Raw genomic sequence first — 18,364 nt, 5'->3', positions numbered from 1 at the left:
CCCAGTGCCCAGTGAACGAGGAAACGATGAGTGAGCCCGGCGCCCAGCCCGCCACCTCCCCCCTGGACCCCGCACCCCCGGAGGAGTTCGTCGAGGCCGCCCGGCTCGCACCCGACCACTGGCTCTACCTGACCGACCCCGCCTGGCAGGGAGAGGGCCCGCCACCTGAATGGGCCGTCGTCGGCCAGTGGCGCTCGGACCACGCGGGCGAGATCGTCGAGTGGGAGGACAACCCGGACTACCGCCCGTCACCCGAGGCGATGGGGTGGCCCGAACCCGCCGACGAGGTGGACCGCGCCGTCCAGCTCGCCACCACCGGCTACGGCCCCGCCGAGGACGTCACCGCCGCACTGGCCGGGGCCGAGGTCGCGGTGCCGGTCACCGCCGACGGGGACCCGGTGAGCGCGTCGGCGCCCGACGGCACGGCGGTGGTCCCCGTCTACACCTCGCCGCGCTACCTCCGCGGCCTCGGGCAACTGGCCTCCGTCACCCTGCCGCTCAAGGAACTGCTGGCCCGCATCCCCGCCGGACACAGCCTCTGCCTCAACAGCTCGGCCCCGGTCAGCATGGTGCTGACGACGGAAGGGCTCGCGGAGGTGCTGGCGGGGACGGCGGAGGAGACCACGGCACCGCCCCTCTAGTCTCCGGGCGGCGGGTCGGCGTAGACACCATGGAGCATGCCGGTGGCCTGACCGACCTCGATCAGATAGCCGTCCGGATCGCGCAGGTAGCAGCGGATCTCGGCCTTGCGGTCGATCGGTCCGGTGATGAACTGAGCGCCTTTGGCGCTCCAGTCGCGGTGGACGGCCTCGATGTCCGCCACCCGGATGTTGAGGAAACAGGATGCGCTGGAGATGTCCTCCGGCGGGCTCAGGGTGATGCCAGGCTTGTCGGGGGTGGGCCCGCCCCCGGGATTCATGATGATCCAGCTGTTGGCCAGCCGGACGGTGCAGGGGTTCTCGGCGAGAACGACCTCACCGCCGAGGACGTCCGCGTAGAAAGCACGCGAACGGGGTACGTCGGCGACGCTGAGGAAGTAGGTCAGGAGCATCCCTGACTCGGGTGCGGGAAAGCCTCCCGTGCCTCCCGTGCCTGCCGTGTCTGTCTCGCCTGCCGTGCCTTCCGTGGGCATGTTTCACATCCCTGCTTCGTGGTCGTCGGATCAGGCCGGCGGCCGGGTCGCGTCCGTGGCCGAGGCCTGGGGGTCGGTCACTCCCCCCGGGCAGAGCCGGTCGGGTTCCCAGCCCGCCAGGCGTGCGCCGGCCGCGTACGCGGAGTCGTAGAACCGGAGGATCTCGGCCGACGCGTCCGGCTGGGTGCGCACCTCGTCGTAGGGCAGCAGAGCCAGGTGCGAGCCGTTGCTCTCCGTCCACCGTGCGGCTGCCGGTTCCAGCGGCTGCCGCTCCAGTCCGTCGGGTTCCGGCGCCGTGTACGAGTAGAAGGCGGGTTCCGGGTAGGACCGTTCGTCACCGAACCAGAAGCCACTGCTGATCACCTCGCGCGAGTACGCCTCACGGATCACGGGATCGACGGACACCCCTTGCGCCACGTGTCGGTCGGAGAACCGGGTGACGGCGATGTCGAAGGTGTGCCAGAAATGGTGGACGGGGCTGGTCTTTCCGGAGTAGCCGGCCGCGTACCTCTCCAGAAGCAGCATGACCTGGGTGAGGATCGTCCAGTAGCGGTTCACGGCGGCCGGATCGTAGGTGGCGTGTTCGTCGTCCTCGGCGAACGGCCGGGCGGCGTCGGGCAGGTCGAAGGGGTACGGGTGCTCGGGAAGCACGCTGATGCCCAGGTGTGCCAGCGCGCCGGTGAACTCGCGGTAGAAGGCGCCGACCGACAGGCCTGTCAGGGGGAACGACACCCGGCGCCCGTCGAGGGTCGACACGACCAGACGGTGGGCGGTGAAGTCGAAGTCGACGGTGAACACGGTGCCGTCGCCGAGCGGGCCGCCGGGCCGGGTGGTGATGCCGTTCCCGGTCAGGTGGAAGGGGACGTTCCACCAGTGGTTGCGCCGGACGCTCGCCGCCAGCCGCACCTTCCCCACGATCTGGAGGAACCGGTGCAGCGTCTCCTTCGTCGGGGCCCATGACTCCCTGGGCAGCGGGGGAAACAGATCCATCGGAGGCGCCTCCCGGAGGCCCGCCCGCCCCGGCCCGGACGGCCGAGGACACATGGTTCCACTCTCGCGCCCCGTGCCTCGGACTGCATCCGCTGGAGCCGGGTGCCGGGGCGCGTACCGCGTTCGCCGCGCTGCGATGGCCCTTCCCGTCCCGGTCTTCCAAGCTCATGTCATCAGCCACCGTGAAGGGATCCGCACCCGTGCCGTGCACCGTTCCGCCCCGTTACGACGACCTCCGCGCCCTCTACCTCAACTGCACCCTCAAGCCCTCCCCGGAGACGAGCAACACCGAGGGACTGATCGACCGCAGCACCGCCGTGATGCGCGCGGCCGGCGTGCACACGCAGGTGATCCGCCCCGTCGACCTGGACCTCGCGGTCGGCGTCCAGCCCGACATGACCCGGCACGGCGCCGCCACCGATGCCTGGCCTGAGCTGTACGCCGAAGTGATGGCCGCGGACATCCTGGTGCTCTGCGGACCGATCTGGCTCGGTGACAACAGCTCGGCGATGAAGCACGTCATCGAACGGCTCTACTCCAACTCTGCCGATCTCAACGACGCGGGCCAGTCCGCCTACTACGGGCGGGTCGGCGGCTGTCTCATCACCGGCAACGAGGACGGCCTCAAGCACTGCGCCATGAACATCCTCTACAGCCTCCAGCACATCGGCTACGCCATCCCCCCGCAGGCCGACGCGGGCTGGATCGGCGAGGCGGGCCCAGGCCCCAGCTACCTCGACCCCGGCTCCGGCGGCCCCGAGAACGACTTCACCAACCGGAACACCACCTTCGCGGCCTGGAACCTCATGCACCTCGCCGCTCTCCTGAAACGCGCCGGAGGCGTCCCCGCGTACGGCAACCAGCGCCCCGAGTGGCAGGCCGGCTGCCGCTTCGACGCACCCAACCCGGAGCACCGCAGCTGACGAACACCCGCCCGCGCCCGGTGGCGAACAGGCTGCCGTGCTCCCCCTTCCTCACCCGTTACGAACCGGGTGAGGAGCGGGTGGATGTAGACGCCACCATTCCGAACCGCCCATAGGGGCGATCACCCCCTTCATGCCTGTATGTCCTTCCCTCCGGATCCCGCATTGCGCGTTCCCGACCCCAGGGTTCTCTTCAGTCACGGCCGCCGACCGGCAAAGCTCGTCACGTACGGCGCCGAGATACGCCCCACCGGAAGAGCGAGCCCTGAATCGAGGAGCGTCCTGCCCGTGAAATCCCAGCGCGAAATCCTGACCCCGCAGATGCTGCGGTACGACGACTTCGACGACCGCGCGGAAACCCGGTATCTGCCTTATCTGATGTATTTCCACCGGGCGGACTACCGTTCCGCGACGATCAACACCGACCGGCTGGGATTCAGGATCTCCCACGGCGCCACCGAAAAGGGGTCGGTGGCGAACCCCCCGAAGGGCCCGGTCCGGCTGCTGGCCGGCAGCTCCACCCCGTTCGGGATCGGAGCGACCAGCGACGCTGCCACCATGGCGTCACGCCTCTGGACCCGGTACGCGCCCTCCGTCCCCTGGCTCAACTTCGCCGGGCGGAGCCACAACTCGATGCAGGAGTTGCTGCTGTTCCTGATGCACCGGGAGCTGGTCCCCGAGATCGACGAGATCGTCGTCTTCTCCGGACTCAACGACCTGGCGCTCGCCCGGCTGCCCGACGCCCAGCGCGGCGACCACGGCGGGTTCTTCAACTGCGGTGAGTACTTCGACAGCATGGAGGAGCTGCGCGCCTCCCACCGCAAGCCCAAGCGGGGCTTCGGCCGGCGCCCCGGAGGGCCGGAGGACGCCCCTCATGTGGTGCCCCCGCTCGCGGACCGGATCGCGTACGCCGTCGACCTGACCTCCCGCCACCTAGCCGCACTCCGCCTGCTGGCCGGGCCGACCGGCGCCCGCATCACCTACGTCCTGCAGCCCCTGGCGACCTGGGTGCGGGAGTCCGGCCCGGCCGAGGAGCGGGCGATCTTCGGTGAGCTCGACGGGATCTCCAACTTCTGGGAGCTGTACGGGGACATCGCCACGCTGGAGACCGGCCGCCGGTACGCCGACGCGCTTCAGGTCGCCTGCAAGGAACAGGACATCCGCTTCCTGGACCTGAGCCCTGTTGTCGCCGAGTCCGTCAAGGACGACGACTGGCTCTATGTGGACCGGGCGCATTTCACCGACCACGGTACGGAAATCGTCTCCGGGCTGCTCGCGGAATCCCTCGGTCTTTCCTGACCTGCTCGGTCCTCACCTACCCCCTTTACGCAAGAGAGGGCTATTCAGCCATGTCGTTCGTCAAAAACCTCATCGCGAAAGTGTTCCGTCGGAAGCGGAAGCCGAAGAACGACGCCTCCATCTACCCCATGTTCTGACCGCCCGAGACGAACGAGACGGACGAGACGGAGATACGGAGAGAGGGGAACGATGCACAGCCAACAGGCAGCCGCCACGGCCACGCTGTCCGCAGCGGAGCACCGAGCGGGCGGTCCGCACGGGCTGCCCGGGGACGGCGGCGGCTCCGCGCGGACCGTGTACGCGTACGCGACGGACCCGGAAGCGTCCCTCCCCGAGGGCCGGTTCGTCGAGGAGGTACGGACCGTACTGCGCCGCCGGACCACAGGCACCGCCCCGGCCACCGCGAGGGGCGACGACGGCTCGGCTGCTACGGGAGACGACGGCTCGCTCGACGCCCTCGTCCGGCAGGCCGCCGACTGGGGGGCCGCCGAGCGCGAGCGCTACCTCACCCTGGCCGGTGCCGGAGAGGGCCCCGAAGGCCACCGCGAGGTGCTCGTCCGGCGGGCGGTCCTCGGCTGCGCCCCGCTCGCCCTCCTGTCCGGGGCCTGGCTGCAATGGCTCAGCGCCCCCGGGAACGCCGACGACCCCCTGGTCCTGCGCATCCTCGCCCTGTACGCCTCCGACGTCGGCGCCGGCCACCCGGCGGCCTCCCGGGGCAGCGCCTACCTCGAACTGTTACGCAGGCTGCGGCTCGCCGAGAACGCCGCCCCGGCCGGCCGGCTCACCGGCGACCAGCGCATCCCGGACGGGGCATTCCGCCTCCCGGCCCTGCTGCTGGCGATGAGCCGGCGCCCCGACGACTTCCGGGGCGAGATCCTCGGCGCCGACCTGTGCCTGCGGGCCGTCGGGCTGCTGCCCGCCCTGAAGCTGGTCCAGGAGGTGCTGCCGACGGAGGCGGACTGGGCGACCCTCGACCCGGGCGGCAGGCGTGAAGGCGAAGGGCCCTCTCCCGTCGAGCGGTGCCGCGCCGCGGTGGACGCGCTGGTCGAGCAGGAGGGCGAGCGGGGCGCCGACGCCGTGCGCACCGGTTTCCGCTGGATGCTGGCCGGTCTCCGCGACTGGTCCGGCGCGCTCCACGCGGAGCTGGTGGCGGCCGGGGACCCCGCGTTCGACATGGCCGAGCTGATGCGGCTGCGCGCACGTGAAGGCGCGGTCTACCACCACCAGTTCCTGCTGGAGGGCAAGCCCCTGGCCCGCTGGCTTGCGGAGTGCCGGACCGACCCGGGCCCGCTGCTCGACGTCCTGGCGCGCAGCAAGCTGGTCAAGCCGGGCCGTTCCGGGGCCAGTTCGCTGGTACGGGGACTGGTCGGCGAGCGCGGACCGATGTTCCGGGTCTTCTCGCCGGAGGATCTGACGGTGATCCGCCGATGGATCGACTCGCTCCCGGTGAAGCCCGCGGAGGCGTCGGAGACGGGGTCGGAGGCCGTACCGGCACGCGGTGTGCCGGAGCAGTCCTCCCCAGCCCGCACCGCGGACCCCCTCACCGCCGTTGCCGCATCCCTGCGTGCAGGGGCCCGCTCCCCGGGCCGCACCCCGTCCGGGCTGCGCGAGGCGTACCACCTGCTCATGAACCGTACCGACACCCCCGCCCTGCGCTCCTGGGCCATGGACTACGTCGCCGGCTGGCTCGCCCGCTCCGGCCACGGCATGGACCGTACGGCGATGCGGTTGCCCGAACGCTGGGGCCACGAAGGGCTCCGGCCCTGGCTCCAGGCCCAACACGACCAGCACGGAGCGGAGTTCGAGGAGAACGCGGCGGTGCCCCTGCCCTCGAAGGAGGCGGTCGTCGACGACACCGTGCAGACGGCGCCGCTCACCCTGATCGACGGCAGCTGGCTCCAGGGGTTCACCGACTACGAGCAGGCCTCGTCCGCGATCGGTCACTCCCTCTTCGAGACCTACTGGGACGAACTCGGCAACGGCGAACCGCACTTGAACCACCCCCTCATCTACCGCGACGTACTCAAGGAGATGGGGGTGGAGCTCCCGCCGACCGCCTCCGCCGCGTTCGCGCAGTGGCCCGGCTTCCGTGAGGAGTCCCTCGAACTCCCGGTGTACTGGCTGTGCGTGGGCCGCTTCCCGCAGACCTTCCTGCCGGAGGTCCTGGGGCTGAACCTGGCCATGGAACTGTCAGGCGTCGGCGGCACCTACCGGCGGGCGCGCCTCGCCCTGAAGGCGTACGGCTTCAGCACCCGCTTCGTGGACATCCACAACACCATCGACAACGTGGCCACCGGCCACTCCGCCTGGGCGGCCGACGCGGTGGACACCCTGCTCGCCTCGCTGCCCGACGCACCGGGGCCCGGCGCCCGGGCCGATGTGTGGGGCCGGGTGCGCGTGGGCTACCGCTCGCTCAACCCGCCGAGGACCGTCGGCGCACGGCTCGCCGCCCGCCGCACCCGCTTCACCGGCCGCCGCAGGTGAGCCCCCGGCCGGCCGGTCCCGAGCGGCCCGCCCGGAATCTGCCCCTGCCTCTGCCTCTGCCTCTGCCCCTGCACCTGCACCTGCCCCTGCCCCTGCCCCCGCCCCCGCCCCGCCCCCGATCCCGCATCCGAACCCAGCCGGAGGAACCCAGCGGTGTCTGACCTCATTCTCGGAGTCTCCGCGTTCTACCACGACAGCGCCGCCGCCCTGATAGCCGACGGCGTCCCCGTGGCCGCTGCCCAAGAGGAACGTTTCACCAGGCGGCGGCACGACCCCTCGTTCCCCTCCCGCGCGGTCGCGTACTGCCTCGACGAGCAGGGCGTGAGCCTGGACGACGTCTCCGCCGTCGCCTACTACGAGGACCCCCGGCTGAAGTTCCGCCGGGTGCTGGCCACCTTCGCGGGCGCCGCACCCACCGGCTTCGCCTCCTTCCGCGACACGCTCCCCGCCTGGCTCGGCCCCGGCGGGAAGCTGCGCACCGCCGACACCGTGCGCGCCGAACTCGCCGCGCTGGGCCGGGGCCGGGTGCCCGACCTCTCTGTGCGCCGCCACCACGAGTCGCACGCGGTCTCCGCCTTCTTCCCGAGCCCCTACGAGTCCGCCGCCGTGCTCTGCATCGACGGCGTCGGCGAATGGGCCACCACCACCCTCTGGCACGGACGCGGAACCGATCTCCGCCCCGTCTCCGAGCTGCGCTTCCCGCACTCGCTCGGCCTGCTCTACTCCGCCTTCACCTACTTCTGCGGCTTCAAGGTCGACTCCGGCGAGTACAAGCTCATGGGCCTCGCGCCCTACGGCAAGCCGCGCTACGCCGACCTCATCCGCGAGAAGCTCATCGACCTCAAGCCCGACGGCTCCTTCCGCCTCGACATGCGCTACTTCGCCTACCTGCGCGGCCAGGTGATGACCGGACGCGGCTTCGAGAAGCTCTTCGGCGGACCGCGCCGCACCTCCGAATCCCCGCTCACCGAGCGCGAGTTCGACCTCGCGGCCTCGGTGCAGGCGGTGACCGAGGAGGCGGTGCTCCGGCTCGCCCGGACCGCCCGCGAGCGTACGGGGGAGTCCCGGCTCTGCATGGCCGGCGGCGTGGCCCTCAACTGCGTGGCCAACGGCAAGGTGATCGACGCCGGGATCTTCGACGAGGTCTGGGTCCAGCCCGCCGCCGGTGACGCCGGGGGAGCCCTGGGCGCCGCCCAGGCCGTCGCGATGGAACGAGGGGCCCGCCGCGACCATGTGCGTACGGGACACGACGCGATGAGCGGCTCCCTGCTCGGGCCCGCCTACGGCGACGAGGAGATCGCCGCCTACCTGGACGCGCGCTCCATCCCGTACCGGCGGCTCGACAGCGACACCCTGGCCGCACAGGTCGCGGACGGGCTGGCCCAGGGGAAGATCGTCGGCTGGTTCCAGGGGCGCATGGAGTTCGGGCCCCGGGCGCTCGGCGCCCGCTCGATCATCGGGGACCCGCGCAACCCGGACATGCAGTCGGCGATGAACCTCAAGATCAAGTTCCGGGAGTCCTTCCGCCCGTTCGCGCCGGCCGTCCTGGCCGAGGACGCCAAGGACTACTTCGACCTGCCGCAGGAGAGCCCGTACATGCTCGTCGTCTCCCAAGTCGCCGCCGCCCAGCGGCTGGAGGCCCAGGACGGCGGGGCCTCGGGGCTCGACCTGCTGAAGGTGCGGCGCTCCACCATCCCCGCCGTCACCCACGTCGACCACTCGGCGCGCGTGCAGACGGTCACCGGCCACAGCAACCCGGCCTACCACCGGCTGCTGACCGCCTTCAAGGCCCTCACCGGCTGCCCGGTCCTGGTCAACACCTCGTTCAACGTACGCGGCGAGCCGATCGTCAACTCCCCGCAGGAGGCCTACACCTGCTTCATGCGGACCGACATCGACATGCTGGCGCTCGGCAACTTCCTGCTGGAGAAGAGCGACCAGCCCGCCTGGCAGGAAGCGTCCGACTGGCGCGACGAGATCCCGCTCGACTGAGCGCGCCGGGCGCTTCCTTCCCGCCCCCGCGTCGCCGCCACGAAGAACACCTCGAAACGGACGGACGGACCCCCATGCGCACCTTCCTGCTCCTCATCGCCTACTACCTCGTCGTGACCCCCCTCGGCCTGCTGAGCCGACTGGTCAACGACCCCCTGGCGCGCCGCTGGAACCGGCGCGCCGACACGTACTGGAACGCGACAGCCCCGTCGACGGCTCGCTGAGCGACGCAAACGAGGGCGTGCAACCGACCTAACGGAGACAGACGATGACCAGCTTGCTCCAGTTCGCCCGGTACCGAGTCGAGGACAGCGCCCGGGACCTGTTGCGCAAGGAGATATCGGCCCGGGTATCGGAGACCAGCCTCGACTCCGACCTCGACGACGCCATCCTCGGCTCCATCGGCGCGTACGCGCTGCGGCGCCATCTGCCCGGTGACATCCTCCACGGCAGCCAGGTGTTCACGGCCGCCGGCTCCCACGCGTTACTCCTGTCCAACCTGCCCACCCAGGACTTCCCTGCCACCCCGGTCAGCGGCTTCGCCGACGAGGGCGAACTCGCCGTGACCAACGCCGTCCACCTGGGCCTGATCCGCCTGCTCGGATGCACGCCGTTCGCGGTGAGTTACGAGAACGACGGCCGGCTCATCCGCAATGTGGTGCCCAACCCGGCGGCCTCCGGAACCACCAGCTCCTGGGGGGCCGACTCGGAGTTCTTCTGGCACTCCGACAACCCGCACCAGCCCTTCGGCCCGCCCGGATCGGACCCCCGGCTCTACACACCGCCGTACCTCACCTTCTTCGCCATACGGAACGAGGAGCGCATCCCCACCGAGATCGCGGCCCTGGACGACGTCGTCGTACGGCTCGACGAGGAAACCCGATCCGCGCTCAGTGCACCGGAGTTCGAGGTCGGCGCACCCGACTCCAACGACGGGGAGACCATCGGCCCGCTGGTGAAGACCCCGGTCCTGGAGGCCGGACCGGACGGCCGCCGCCGCGCCCGCTACGACCGGGGCACCACGGCCGGACTCACCCCCGCCGCCCAACAGGCCCTGGAGCGCTGGCGCGAGGTCCTGCTCGACATCCCGTCGGCCGACCTCATCCTCCAGCCCGGCGACTTCATGATCTTCGACAACCTCCGTGTGCTGCACCGCCGCAAGGCGTTCACCCCGCGCCCGAACGCGACGGCCCGCTGGCTCCGCCGCTGCTACGCCGCCTGACCGGCACCACAACTCCCCTTTCCTCAAACGCACATACCACCTACCACTCCGAAGGGAACCCCATGGGCAAGTACCGCGTGGCAGTCATCGGCGGCCGGCCGGCACCGGTCGCAGGAGCCAAGGAACTGGGCATCGATGTCGTCCTCGTCCACGAGGAGGGCGCCTACGACGTGGCTGTCGCCCAGCACTGCGAGCGCATCATCCACGGCCCCCTGGACGACGGCCCCGCCATCCTCGAACTCCTGAAGCCACTGCACGCCGAGCGCCCGTTCGACCGTGTCCTCACCACCACCGAACCGGCCGCCGAGTCCACCGGCTTCGTCGTGGACGCCCTCGGCCTGCCCGGCGTCAGCGAGTTCACGGCTCGCGCCCTCAAGGACAAGGCGCTCACCCGGAAGTTGCTGGACGAGCACGGCATCAGCCCCGTCCGCTACCGCATCGTCCGGAGCGCCGATGAGATCGCCGCGTTCCGGGCGGAGGTCGGCGACCGGATCATCGTCAAGCCGGTGGACGGCGTCGCCAGCCTTCACATCCACCCCGTGGACGGGCCCGAGGACGCCGAGAAGGCCTGGGAGGCGCTTCAGGAGGCGGACACCTCGGCCGTCATCGCGGAGGAGTACCTCGACGGCCCCGTCGTCAGCGTCGACTCCTTCTCCCATGCCGGCCGTCACCTCACCATCGGCTATTCCGAGTACCGCATGAACGAGCGGTACGTCGAGTGGGAGGTCAGCACCCCCAGCCGGTACGCCACTCCGTGGCTCGCCGAACTCCGCGAGCTCACACCGAAGTTGCTGGACGCCGTCGGCCTCACCGAAGGCCCCTCGCACAGCGAGTTCGTCCTCACCCCGAAGGGCCCGCGCGTCCTCGAATCCCACGCCCGGCTCGCCGGCAGCGGCGCCCCCGAACTGGTCCGCCGCGCCTTCGGGCTGAACCTCAACCGAATGTTCCTCACGGTCCCGCTCGGCATCGACGAGCTCCCCCAGACCTCGCCCGAGCCGCTGGGCGGAGCGGCGGTCCGCTTCTTCACACCGGAGCCCGGCACCGTCGACGCGATCGAGGTGGACGACGACGCGGCCCACGAGATCCGCCGGGTCCCGAAGGACGAGAAGCAGTACGTCTTCCTCCCGTACCTGGACGAGTTCACGGACACGGAGGTGGCGGCCGTGATCGGCAAGAGCGTCGGCGAGACCGTACCCCCGCTGCTGACCGTCGCGGACTGCGTCTCCGGGTACGTCATCGCCTCCGGGCGCGACGCGGACGACGCCGTGGCCAAGTGCGAGGCGACGAACGACCGGATCCGCTTCAAGACGAGCTGAGGGCGGGCGCACGGCCGGCCCCGCCGTCGCGCGCCGCACGCCGCGGGACGCGGCCGAGGGCGGCCGGGACCTCTGGCCGAGGCCCCGGCCGCCCGCGTGTCCGCTCTCCTTCTCCTTCTCCCTTTTCACCCCGCTCCTGCCTCCTGCCTCCTGCCTCCTGGGATGGACTCACCGATGAACACGATCATTTGCCCTGTCGTGGCGGAGGGGCCCCTGCCGGACCCCGTCGCCCAGCTGCAGACCGCCCGCCGACTGGTCGAGGACCGGTACAGCAGCGAGCAGCCCCTCGCCCGCGCCGCGCTGCACCTGATCGACTGCGCCACCGACATCGTGGGCCAGCTCCCCGACGGCGACCTGGACGCGGCGCGCGGCGCACTCGGCTCGGCCCGGGCCGCCGTGGTCTCCGCGACCTTCGCGGTGGGCCGGGTTCGGGACATGTCGGCCGCCGGAGCCGATCAGACATGAGCGGACACAGCGAACCCGGCCGACACGGCGGACACATCATCGTCATCCACCGCTGGCGCGACCGGCACGCCCACTACGAGGAGTACGTCGACCACCGCACCCACCGGGTCACCTACGTGACCACGGAACTGGCGCTCGACTCGGTCCCCGGCGGCGCGGCAGCCGCCCGTACCGTCCCGGCCACCGACGACCTCGACGCCGTCTGGCGCGCGGTGACCGAGCTGCGAACCCACTTCGGAGTGCCGGAGCGGGTGGTGGCCCTCAACGAGGGCGACCTCGACACCGCGGCCGTGATCCGCGAACGGCTGGGCTGCGCGGGCCAGGCCCCCGCCGCCCTGGCCCGCTTCCGCGACAAGCTCACCATGAACCGGGTGACCGCCGACGCGGACATACCCGCCCCCGCCTTCGCGGACGCCCCGGACGAGGCCGCCGTCCTGGCCTTCGCCGAACGCCACGGCTGGCCGGTCGTGGTCAAGCCGCGCCGGGGGACAGCGAGCAGGGGTGTCGTACGGCTCGACTCCGAGGCCGACCTGCCGCTGCTGCGCACCTCGCCCCCGGAACCGCGCCTGGTCCAGCGGTTCTGCGCCGACCCGATCTTCCACATCGACGGCCTGTGGACCGGCGAAGAACTGGGCCCCTGGCGGGCCTCCCGGTACGTCAACACCTGCGTGGACTTCACCCAGGGCGAGGCGCTCGGCTCGGTCGAGGTCGACGATCCCGAACTCTTGCTTCCGCTCAGCGAGTTCACCTCCCGGGTTGCGAGGGCGCTCGGCCCGGAACCGTGGGTCTTCCACCTGGAGGCGTTCGTCGGTACGTCCGCCGACGGCTCGCCCTCGATCCAGTTCCTGGAGGCGGGGTACCGGGTCGGCGGGGCGGAGATCCCGTTCGTCTGGCGGGAGGTGCACGGCATCGACCTTGCCGGGGCCGCCGCCGACGTCCAGCTAGGCCGGCGCCCTCACCTCCCCGTACCGGACGTATGGCGTACGGGCGGCTGGCTGCTGGTGCCCTCACCCGTCCCGGCCCCCTGCCGCGTGACGGCCTGGGACCTCCCCGAACCGCCGACCCCTGACGAGGGCCCCTACGCCGTGGTGGTCCCGGCCGTGGGGCAGGTGGTCCCGCGCGTGGGCGGGTACGAGCACGTGGGCGCCCGGTTCCGGTTCCGCGGGGGGTCGAGCGGTGACGTGGAGAAGGCGATCCTCAGGACGGCAGCCCAGTTCCGGTTGGAGTGCGTACCGGAGCGTGGAGCGCGTGTGGCCTGCGGACTGGATCGATGAGGGGCGAGGGAGGGGGCAGGGGCAGTGGAGGGCCGCCGCCGTTCGCCGTACTCGTTCTGGAGGACGGCCGTGCGTTCCACGGCCGTGCTTATGGGGCCGTGGGGGAGACCTTCGGCGAGGCGGTGTTCTCGACCGGGATGACGGGTTATCAGGAGACGCTGACTGATCCGTCGTATCACCGTCAGGTGGTGGTGATGACGGCCCCGCACGTCGGTAATACGGGCGTGAACGACGAGGACCCGGAGTCGGGCCGTATCTGGGTGTCGGGTTACGTCGTTCGAGACCCGGCCCGTAAGCCGTCCAACTGGCGTGCGCAGCGGTCGCTGGATGAGGAGCTGGTGGCGCAGGGTGTGGTGGGGATCAGTGGTGTGGACACGCGTGCGCTGACCCGGCACCTGCGCGAGCGTGGTGCGATGCGGGTCGGGATCTTCTCGGGGAACGCGATCGCGGATGAGGGGACGCTGCTGGCGAAGGTGCGGCAGGCCCCGGAGATGACGGGTGCGGACCTGTCCGCCGAGGTCGCCACCAAGGAGGCGTACGTCGTTCCCGCGATCGGGACGAAGAAGTTCACCGTCGCCGCGATCGACCTCGGGATCAAGGGCATGACGCCGCACCGGATGGCGGAGCGGGGTATCGAGGTACACGTCCTGCCGGCGACGGCCACGCTGGAGGAGGTGTACGCGGTCGAGCCGGACGGTGTGTTCTTCTCCAACGGTCCCGGTGACCCGTCCACGGCTGATCACCCGGTGGCGTTGATGCAGGGTGTGCTGGAGCGGTCGACGCCGTTGTTCGGGATCTGTTTCGGCAACCAGATCCTCGGCCGCGCCCTCGGCTTCGGCACCTACAAGTTGAAGTACGGGCACCGGGGGATCAACCAGCCCGTGCAGGACCGCACGACCGGCAAGGTCGAGGTGACCGCGCACAACCACGGCTTCGCCGTCGACGCCCCGCTGGACCAGGTGTCCGACACGAAGTTCGGCCGCGCCGAGGTCTCCCATGTCTGCCTGAACGACCAGGTCGTCGAGGGCCTCCAGCTGTTGGACCGGCCGGCGTTCAGTGTGCAGTACCACCCCGAGGCGGCTGCTGGTCCGCATGATGCCGCTTACCTGTTCGATCGTTTCGTTTCTCTGATGGAGGGCCAGCGTGCCTAAGCGCTCCGATATCCAGTCCGTCCTGGTCATCGGCTCGGGTCCGATCGTCATCGGCCAGGCCGCCGAGTTCGACTACTCCGGCACCCAGGCCTGCCGGGTCCTGAAGGCGGAGGGGCTGCGGGTCATCCTGGTCAACTCCAACCCCGCCACGATCATGACCGACCCCGAGATCGCCGACGCCACCTATGTCGAGCCGATCACTCCGGAGTTCGTCGAGAAGATCATCGCGAAGGAACGCCCCGACGCCCTCCTGCCGACCCTGGGCGGCCAGACCGCACTCAACACGGCGATCTCGATGCACGAGCAGGGGGTGCTGGAGAAGTACGGGGTCGAGCTGATCGGCGCCAATGTGGAGGCGATCAACAAGGGGGAGGACCGCGACCTGTTCAAGGGCGTCGTCGAGGCCGTGAAGGCGAAGATCGGGTACGGCGAGTCCGCCCGCTCGGTGATCTGCCACACCATGGACGACGTCATCAAGGGCGTCGACACCCTCGGCGGCTACCCCGTCGTCGTCCGCCCGTCCTTCACCATGGGCGGCGCGGGTTCCGGCTTCGCCCACGACGAAGAAGAGCTGCGCCGCATCGCCGGCCAGGGCTTGACGTTGTCTCCGACCACTGAGGTGCTCCTGGAGGAGTCGATTCTGGGGTGGAAGGAGTACGAGCTGGAGCTGATGCGGGACAAGAACGACAACGTCGTGGTCGTGTGTTCGATCGAGAACTTCGACCCGATGGGTGTCCACACCGGTGACTCCATCACGGTCGCTCCGGCGATGACGCTGACCGACCGCGAGTACCAGCGGCTGCGGGATGTCGGTATCGCGATCATCCGCGAGGTGGGTGTCGACACCGGTGGCTGCAACATCCAGTTCGCGATCGACCCGACCGACGGGCGGGTCATCGTGATCGAGATGAACCCGCGGGTCTCCCGGTCTTCGGCGCTGGCGTCGAAGGCGACGGGTTTCCCGATCGCCAAGATCGCCGCGAAGCTCGCTGTCGGCTACACGCTGGACGAGATTCCGAACGACATCACGGAGAAGACCCCGGCCTCGTTCGAGCCGACGCTCGACTACGTGGTGGTGAAGGCGCCGCGGTTCGCGTTCGAGAAGTTCCCCTCCGCCGACTCGACGCTGACGACGACGATGAAGTCGGTGGGGGAGGCGATGGCGATCGGCCGGAACTTCACCGAAGCCCTCCAGAAGGCGCTGCGCTCGCTGGAGAAGAAGGGCTCCCAGTTCGCCTTCACCGGCCCGGTGGGGGACAAGACGGAGCTCCTCGCGGAAGCAGTGAGGCCTACGGACGGTCGGATCAACACCGTCATGCAGGCGATCCGGGCCGGGGCCACGCAGGAGGAGGTCTTCGAGTCGACGAAGATCGATCCGTGGTTCGTGGACCAGCTGTTCCTGATCAAGGAGATCGCGGACGAGCTGGCCTCGGCCGAGCGTCTGGATGCCGGTCTGATCGCCGAGGCGAAGCGGCACGGCTTCTCCGACGTCCAGATCGGTGAGATCCGGGGTCTGCGTGAGGACGTGGTCCGGGAGGTGCGGCACGCGCTGGGGATCCGGCCGGTGTACAAGACGGTGGATACGTGCGCGGCCGAGTTCGCGGCGAAGACGCCGTACTTCTACTCCTCCTACGACGAGGAGTCCGAGGTCGCTCAGCGTACGAAGCCGGCGGTGATCATTCTGGGGTCGGGGCCGAACCGGATCGGGCAGGGCATCGAGTTCGACTACTCCTGCGTCCACGCCTCCTTCGCCCTCTCCGACGCCGGGTACGAGACCGTGATGGTCAACTGCAACCCCGAGACCGTCTCGACGGACTACGACACCTCCGACCGGCTGTACTTCGAGCCGCTCACCCTGGAGGACGTCCTGGAGATCGTCCACGCCGAATCCCTCGCCGGACCCATCGCCGGCGTCATCGTCCAGCTCGGCGGCCAGACCCCCCTCGGCCTCTCCCAGGCCCTCAAGGACAACGGCGTCCCCGTCGTCGGCACCTCCCCGGAGGCGATCCACGCCGCTGAGGACCGTGGTGCGTTCGGCCAGGTCCTCGCCGAGGCCGGGCTCCCGGCCCCGAAGCACGGCACCGCCACCACGTTCGCCGGGGCGAAGGCGATCGCGGACGAGATCGGCTACCCGGTCCTGGTCCGACCCTCCTACGTCCTCGGCGGCCGGGGTATGGAGATCGTGTACGACGAGGCGCGCCTGGAGTCGTACATCGCGGAGTCGACGGAGATCAGCCCGACCCGGCCGGTGCTGGTGGACCGGTTCCTGGACGACGCGATCGAGATCGACGTCGACGCCCTCTACGACGGCACCGAGCTCTACCTCGGCGGTGTCATGGAGCACATCGAGGAAGCGGGCATCCACTCCGGGGACTCCGCCTGCGCGCTGCCTCCGATCACCTTGGGCGGGTTCGACATCAAGCGGCTGCGGGCCTCCACCGAGGCCATCGCGCGTGGTGTCGGGGTGCGCGGGCTGATCAACATCCAGTTCGCGCTGTCCGGGGACATCCTCTACGTGCTGGAGGCCAACCCCCGTGCCTCCCGCACGGTTCCCTTCACCTCCAAGGCGACCGCCGTCCCGCTCGCGAAGGCCGCCGCCCGCATCTCCCTCGGCGCGACCATCGCCGAGCTGCGCACCGAGGGCTTGCTCCCGAAGACCGGTGACGGTGGCACGCTGCCCCTCGATGCGCCGATCTCCGTCAAGGAAGCCGTCATGCCGTGGTCGCGGTTCCGGGACATCCACGGCCGGGGTGTCGACACGGTCCTGGGCCCGGAGATGCGCTCCACGGGTGAGGTCATGGGCATCGACTCCGTCTTCGGGACGGCGTACGCGAAGTCGCAGGCCGGTGCGTACGGGCCGCTGCCCACCTCCGGGCGGGCGTTCATCTCGGTCGCGAACCGGGACAAGCGCTCCATGATCTTCCCGGCCCGTGAGCTCGTCGCGCACGGTTTCGAGCTGATGGCCACCTCCGGCACCGCCGAGGTGCTGAAGCGCAACGGGATCAACGCCACCATCGTGCGCAAGCAGTCCGAAGGCGAGGGCCCCAACGGGGAGAAGACCATCGTCCAGCACATCCACGACGGCGAGGTCGACCTCATCGTCAACACGCCTTACGGCACCGGCGGCCGGCTCGACGGGTACGAGATCCGTACTGCTGCCGTGGCCCGGTCCGTGCCGTGCCTGACCACCGTCCAGGCACTCGCCGCGGCCGTCCAGGGCATCGACGCCCTCAACGGCGGCGACGTCGGCGTCCGCTCACTCCAAGAACACGCCGAGCAGCTCACCGCGATGACCGTGCGGGATCAGTTCGAACTCGCGGGCATCGAGGTGTCCAGCGCGACCGAGACGGCCAGCAGGGCGAGGGCCGTTCCCATCATGTAGCGCTGCACCTTGAGCCAGGAAGGGCGGCGGGCGAGGAACACGGCGATGGATCCGGCGGCCAGGACGATGCTCAGGTTGATCGTGAGGGCCACCACGATCTGGACGGAGCCGAGCACGAACCCCTGGAACAGCACGTGTCCCGAGTCCAGGTTGATGAACTGCGGGATGAGGGAGAGGTACATGATGGCGATCTTCGGGTTGAGCAGGTTCGTCATCAGCCCCATCGTGAACAGCTTGCGCGGTGAGTCGTGCGGCATCTCCTGGGGGGCGAAGACGGAGACGCCTCCGGGCTTCAGGGCGGTCCAGGCGAGATAGGCGAGGTACGCAGCCCCGGCCAGCTTCACCGCGATGTACAGCTCGGGCACCGCTATGAACACCACCGACAGGCCCAGGTTCGTCGCCAGCAGGTAGACCAGGAACCCCACCGCGACACCGCCGAGAGAGACGATGCCGGCGCGCCGGCCCTGGGTGATGCTTCGGGAGACGAGATAGATCATGTTCGGGCCGGGGGTGAGCACCATCCCCAGGGCGACCATCGCGACCCCCAGTACTCCGGTCAGCTCAACCATTTGCTGCGCGCCGCCTTCTGTTCGAGGTCTGTTCTTCGGTCGGTCAGTCGGTTGGTTCCGTTGCTGCTCCGTGCATTTCCGGGCTCCTGACGGAGCCGCGACTCGGAGCAATTCGAGTGTAAGGTCAATTCTTTCCTCGGTTCAATACGAAATATTGAACTCGGT

At 70.1% G+C, this 18,364-nt stretch carries 15 protein-coding genes; 12 read left to right on the top strand and 3 right to left on the bottom strand.

Translation table 11 applies throughout. From position 1 onward, the window contains the following. Positions 1-26 precede the first annotated feature (26 nt). Complete coding sequence (locus tag R2B67_RS06815; protein ID WP_317816896.1) at positions 27-641, top strand: type VII secretion system-associated protein; 615 nt, start codon at positions 27-29, stop codon at positions 639-641. Here R2B67_RS06815 and R2B67_RS06810 read toward each other — a convergent pair. Together R2B67_RS06810 and R2B67_RS06805 are read right to left on the bottom strand one after the other, a co-directional pair. Next, complete coding sequence (locus R2B67_RS06810; RefSeq protein WP_317816895.1) at positions 638-1,051, bottom strand: VOC family protein; 414 nt, start codon at positions 1,049-1,051, stop codon at positions 638-640. The two genes, R2B67_RS06815 and R2B67_RS06810, sit on opposite strands and share 4 nt — an antisense overlap. A 111-nt stretch (positions 1,052-1,162) precedes the next feature. Then, positions 1,163-2,122 carry a DUF5996 family protein gene (locus R2B67_RS06805; RefSeq protein ID WP_317816893.1) on the bottom strand — a complete coding sequence of 320 codons (960 nt, stop codon included), beginning with the start codon at positions 2,120-2,122 and terminating at the stop codon, positions 1,163-1,165. 200 nt (positions 2,123-2,322) lie between these two features. Between R2B67_RS06805 and R2B67_RS06800 the strand changes: the two genes are divergently transcribed. The 11 genes from R2B67_RS06800 to carB all read left to right on the top strand — a co-directional run bounded on the left by R2B67_RS06800 (position 2,323) and on the right by carB (position 17,630). Next, positions 2,323-3,045 carry a flavodoxin family protein gene (locus R2B67_RS06800; RefSeq protein ID WP_317816892.1) on the top strand — a complete coding sequence of 241 codons (723 nt, stop codon included), beginning with the start codon at positions 2,323-2,325 and terminating at the stop codon, positions 3,043-3,045. Between the two features lie 288 nt (positions 3,046-3,333). Next, positions 3,334-4,344 (top strand): SGNH/GDSL hydrolase family protein, encoded by a 1,011-nt coding sequence (locus tag R2B67_RS06795; protein WP_317816890.1) that lies wholly within the window; start codon positions 3,334-3,336, stop codon positions 4,342-4,344. 189 nt (positions 4,345-4,533) lie between these two features. After that, on the top strand, positions 4,534-6,828 hold the full coding sequence (locus R2B67_RS06790; protein WP_317816889.1) for an iron-containing redox enzyme family protein: 2,295 nt from the start codon (positions 4,534-4,536) through the stop codon (positions 6,826-6,828). Between the two features lie 153 nt (positions 6,829-6,981). After that, complete coding sequence (locus R2B67_RS06785; protein ID WP_317816888.1) at positions 6,982-8,820, top strand: carbamoyltransferase family protein; 1,839 nt, start codon at positions 6,982-6,984, stop codon at positions 8,818-8,820. Positions 8,821-8,894: 74 nt separating this feature from the next. Further along, positions 8,895-9,044, top strand: a complete 150-nt coding sequence (locus R2B67_RS06780; RefSeq protein ID WP_018516189.1) for a hypothetical protein — start codon at positions 8,895-8,897, stop codon at positions 9,042-9,044. A 44-nt stretch (positions 9,045-9,088) separates the two neighbouring features. Next, entirely contained in the window at positions 9,089-10,042 is a 954-nt protein-coding gene (locus R2B67_RS06775; protein ID WP_317816887.1) for a TauD/TfdA family dioxygenase, read from the top strand. Positions 10,043-10,104: 62 nt separating this feature from the next. Further along, positions 10,105-11,358 carry an ATP-grasp domain-containing protein gene (locus R2B67_RS06770; RefSeq protein ID WP_317816886.1) on the top strand — a complete coding sequence of 418 codons (1,254 nt, stop codon included), beginning with the start codon at positions 10,105-10,107 and terminating at the stop codon, positions 11,356-11,358. 174 nt (positions 11,359-11,532) lie between these two features. Then, the gene (locus R2B67_RS06765) at positions 11,533-11,823 is read left to right on the top strand and encodes a hypothetical protein (RefSeq protein ID WP_026242251.1); all 291 of its coding nucleotides are present in this window, start codon (positions 11,533-11,535) and stop codon (positions 11,821-11,823) included. After that, on the top strand, positions 11,820-13,097 hold the full coding sequence (locus R2B67_RS06760; protein ID WP_317816885.1) for an ATP-grasp domain-containing protein: 1,278 nt from the start codon (positions 11,820-11,822) through the stop codon (positions 13,095-13,097). The genes R2B67_RS06765 and R2B67_RS06760 overlap by 4 nt, the downstream gene beginning before the upstream one ends. Continuing rightward, a complete protein-coding gene (gene carA, locus R2B67_RS06755; protein ID WP_317816884.1) occupies positions 13,094-14,248 on the top strand; it encodes a glutamine-hydrolyzing carbamoyl-phosphate synthase small subunit in 1,155 nt (384 codons plus the stop codon). The genes R2B67_RS06760 and carA overlap by 4 nt, the downstream gene beginning before the upstream one ends. Continuing rightward, on the top strand, positions 14,241-17,630 hold the full coding sequence (gene carB / locus R2B67_RS06750; protein ID WP_317816883.1) for a carbamoyl-phosphate synthase large subunit: 3,390 nt from the start codon (positions 14,241-14,243) through the stop codon (positions 17,628-17,630). The genes carA and carB overlap by 8 nt, the downstream gene beginning before the upstream one ends. Here the strand turns inward: carB and R2B67_RS06745 are convergent. Further along, positions 17,552-18,199: a LysE family translocator gene (locus tag R2B67_RS06745; protein ID WP_317816882.1), complete on the bottom strand. Its 648-nt coding sequence runs from the start codon at positions 18,197-18,199 to the stop codon at positions 17,552-17,554. The two genes, carB and R2B67_RS06745, sit on opposite strands and share 79 nt — an antisense overlap. Positions 18,200-18,364: the final 165 nt, after the last annotated feature.

The organism is Streptomyces cyaneofuscatus (genome assembly GCF_033109485.1).
GTDB classification, from domain to species: domain Bacteria; phylum Actinomycetota; class Actinomycetes; order Streptomycetales; family Streptomycetaceae; genus Streptomyces; species Streptomyces cyaneofuscatus.
The sequence above is the reverse complement of the archived record's forward strand: the minus strand, read 5'-3'. Positions and strand labels throughout refer to the sequence as shown.

Bases quoted from the DNA above. Each gene is read 5' to 3' on its own strand.
- R2B67_RS06775 (WP_317816887.1), top strand. From the start codon at position 9,089: ATGACCAGCTTGCTCCAGTTCGCCCGGTACCGAGTCGAGGACAGCGCC.
- R2B67_RS06805 (WP_317816893.1), bottom strand. From the start codon at position 2,122: ATGGATCTGTTTCCCCCGCTGCCCAGGGAGTCATGGGCCCCGACGAAG.
- R2B67_RS06745 (WP_317816882.1), bottom strand. From the start codon at position 18,199: ATGGTTGAGCTGACCGGAGTACTGGGGGTCGCGATGGTCGCCCTGGGG.
- R2B67_RS06815 (WP_317816896.1), top strand. From the start codon at position 27: ATGAGTGAGCCCGGCGCCCAGCCCGCCACCTCCCCCCTGGACCCCGCA.
- R2B67_RS06810 (WP_317816895.1), bottom strand. From the start codon at position 1,051: ATGCTCCTGACCTACTTCCTCAGCGTCGCCGACGTACCCCGTTCGCGT.
- R2B67_RS06780 (WP_018516189.1), top strand. From the start codon at position 8,895: ATGCGCACCTTCCTGCTCCTCATCGCCTACTACCTCGTCGTGACCCCC.
- carA (WP_317816884.1), top strand. From the start codon at position 13,094: ATGAGGGGCGAGGGAGGGGGCAGGGGCAGTGGAGGGCCGCCGCCGTTC.
- R2B67_RS06770 (WP_317816886.1), top strand. From the start codon at position 10,105: ATGGGCAAGTACCGCGTGGCAGTCATCGGCGGCCGGCCGGCACCGGTC.
- R2B67_RS06790 (WP_317816889.1), top strand. From the start codon at position 4,534: ATGCACAGCCAACAGGCAGCCGCCACGGCCACGCTGTCCGCAGCGGAG.
- R2B67_RS06760 (WP_317816885.1), top strand. From the start codon at position 11,820: ATGAGCGGACACAGCGAACCCGGCCGACACGGCGGACACATCATCGTC.
- R2B67_RS06765 (WP_026242251.1), top strand. From the start codon at position 11,533: ATGAACACGATCATTTGCCCTGTCGTGGCGGAGGGGCCCCTGCCGGAC.